The 1,964-nt window shown below is 39.7% G+C and carries 3 protein-coding genes; all 3 read right to left on the bottom strand.

Annotated elements, in window-relative coordinates:
* Positions 1-171: 171 nt before the first annotated feature.
* Positions 172-534, bottom strand: a complete 363-nt coding sequence (locus CX651_RS19650) for a hypothetical protein (protein ID WP_101057792.1) — start codon at positions 532-534, stop codon at positions 172-174.
* An 89-nt stretch (positions 535-623) separates the two neighbouring features.
* A complete protein-coding gene (locus CX651_RS19645; protein WP_101057791.1) occupies positions 624-1,373 on the bottom strand; it encodes an Imm52 family immunity protein in 750 nt (249 codons plus the stop codon).
* On the bottom strand, positions 1,373-1,831 hold the full coding sequence (locus CX651_RS19640; protein WP_157822710.1) for a Tox-REase-5 domain-containing protein: 459 nt from the start codon (positions 1,829-1,831) through the stop codon (positions 1,373-1,375). Before CX651_RS19640 ends, CX651_RS19645 begins: the two co-directional genes overlap by 1 nt.
* Positions 1,832-1,964 lie beyond the last annotated feature (133 nt).

The raw sequence follows: 1,964 nt of genomic DNA, 5'->3' as shown, positions 1-1,964 counted from the left end.
TTCACCTCGTTAAACGATTTTACTCGCTTAGCGTGGTGTCCAAAACTATCGGGGCAGATCAGTCCATCCATTTTGAAGGACGACTGGATGCTCACATCGATCTGTGATTTTTAACGTGACACAGAATTTTGAACACCCTCCCTCTGTTTGGAACAACTGGTTATCTGCAACTTACCAAACATCAAGCCTAGAACACTCAAAATCAACCAACATACCTTTATCAACCCCTGCAGGTATTGCACAGTCTAGCTCTATAATGATGGAGCCAACCTTTACAATATTCTCTAATCGATCCTCAACTACTGCTGTCACTCTATGGGGTAAGACTTTCTCCTCAAGTGCTTCAATAGATACAAATCCAGAATTAGATAACATCACTTCTTTAGCCATGAATGCATGAAGATAATCAACCTCTGCTCCCTCTTCATACTCACATGGCTGGCAAAATGCTATGCAGCTATATTCGCCATCAGTAATTGTCAGTTCAGCCTCTTGAGCTGACTTTGAAGTCCAATTTAACTTTTCAACCTTCATAATCAATCACAAAAAATCAAGCTACCCATGATAATACAATGAATTGCCACTGATTTCTTTCCTAGACACCTTTTAGTTAGATAAACTAGCTAGAAATCATCTTCAACAGAAATAATTCCTGCATTAACCAATGCGTTCTGAGTATTTATCAATAGATTAACGACTTCAGAATCATTAACACCCATTAAGCGTTCAATTACCTCCAACTGACAACCATTAGCTAGATTACTAATTATGATATCACTAGGCATAGACTGGCTGTTGACTGTAGAACTCACGTATGAAATCCAACCGACACTATTGTCAAACTCCATATCAGGATCTATTTTGCAAGCCAAATCATGAGACGTGAACACTGCAAATTCTGGATTACATTGTGTAACTAAAAGCTTCCAAACTTGCCTAAAAAACTGCAATTCATTGACTCTACTTTCAACAGGAGAATCTAGTTTACATACAACAGAATTTCCCGGGCTAGCAGTACCATATGCTCCCGAACTCACTATAATAAAAAAAACTGGCCCACAGTCCAATTTAACTTTCCACTGCGATGTGAACCCCAAAGGGGACAATAGGGAAACAGTCGAATCTTCTTGAACAACTTCTGTATATGCGACATCAGGGTCAAGCACTAAACTAATAATTTTACTCTTTTGTTCGAGAAAATCATCTGGCATCACATCTAGTTTTAGTCCCTTTGAGAGTATTTCAAATGAGCACGGGCGTTCTACCGCTGCCTCAATACCTATGAGTAAATCAATGATGAAAGATAAGTATTCATCTAGGCACTGTTGCCTGTCTTGCCAATAGAATCCCATGTATTCTTTTGCTCTAATCATTATTGACCACCCTTAGGCGTATAAACTGGTTTAATATGTTTAACTTTATTCTCTCTTAACAACTGACTTACAAGATCAAACTTTTCTTGATTAGGTATATGCCACTCGACTTTCGTTTTCACCTGTGATGCTACAGCTGACTGCTTTCTCGCATCTCGCAAAACAACATCAAGCGACCAAGCCTCATCTTTGGGCCATTTATTAAAATCCTTAGCATCAATTAAAACTCCACGTTCAGGGTTGAATCCATCAAATTTGATTTCACCGCTTTTCATTAAATCCGTCTTTACAACATACTCTGTATGCCGTGGAGCACCCGTGACTTCAATTTGATATGCAGCGCCTTTTTCTGGTGTATGTCGACTAGCCCACACACCAGGGCCTCCATCACTTTGCCCATGAACATAGGAAGGTTTAAGTTTGCTTGGAACACCTTTCGGATTTTCCTGACTTTTCAAAGGAGTGTCAACATCCCCCTTTGGTGTCTTGCTATTCAGTGGAGTCTGGTGTTTTCCGATATAAGTTTGAACTGATCTGCCCCGATAGTTTTGGACACCACGCTAAGCGAGTAAAATCGTTTAACGAGGTGAA

The organism is Shewanella chilikensis (assembly GCF_002836945.1).
GTDB classification, from domain to species: domain Bacteria; phylum Pseudomonadota; class Gammaproteobacteria; order Enterobacterales; family Shewanellaceae; genus Shewanella; species Shewanella chilikensis.
This window is presented reverse-complemented; position numbering and strand designations above follow the sequence as displayed.

Coding starts and splice junctions, on each gene's coding strand:
- CX651_RS19650 (WP_101057792.1), bottom strand. CDS start 534: ATGAAGGTTGAAAAGTTAAATTGGACTTCAAAGTCAGCTCAAGAGGCT.
- CX651_RS19645 (WP_101057791.1), bottom strand. CDS start 1,373: ATGATTAGAGCAAAAGAATACATGGGATTCTATTGGCAAGACAGGCAA.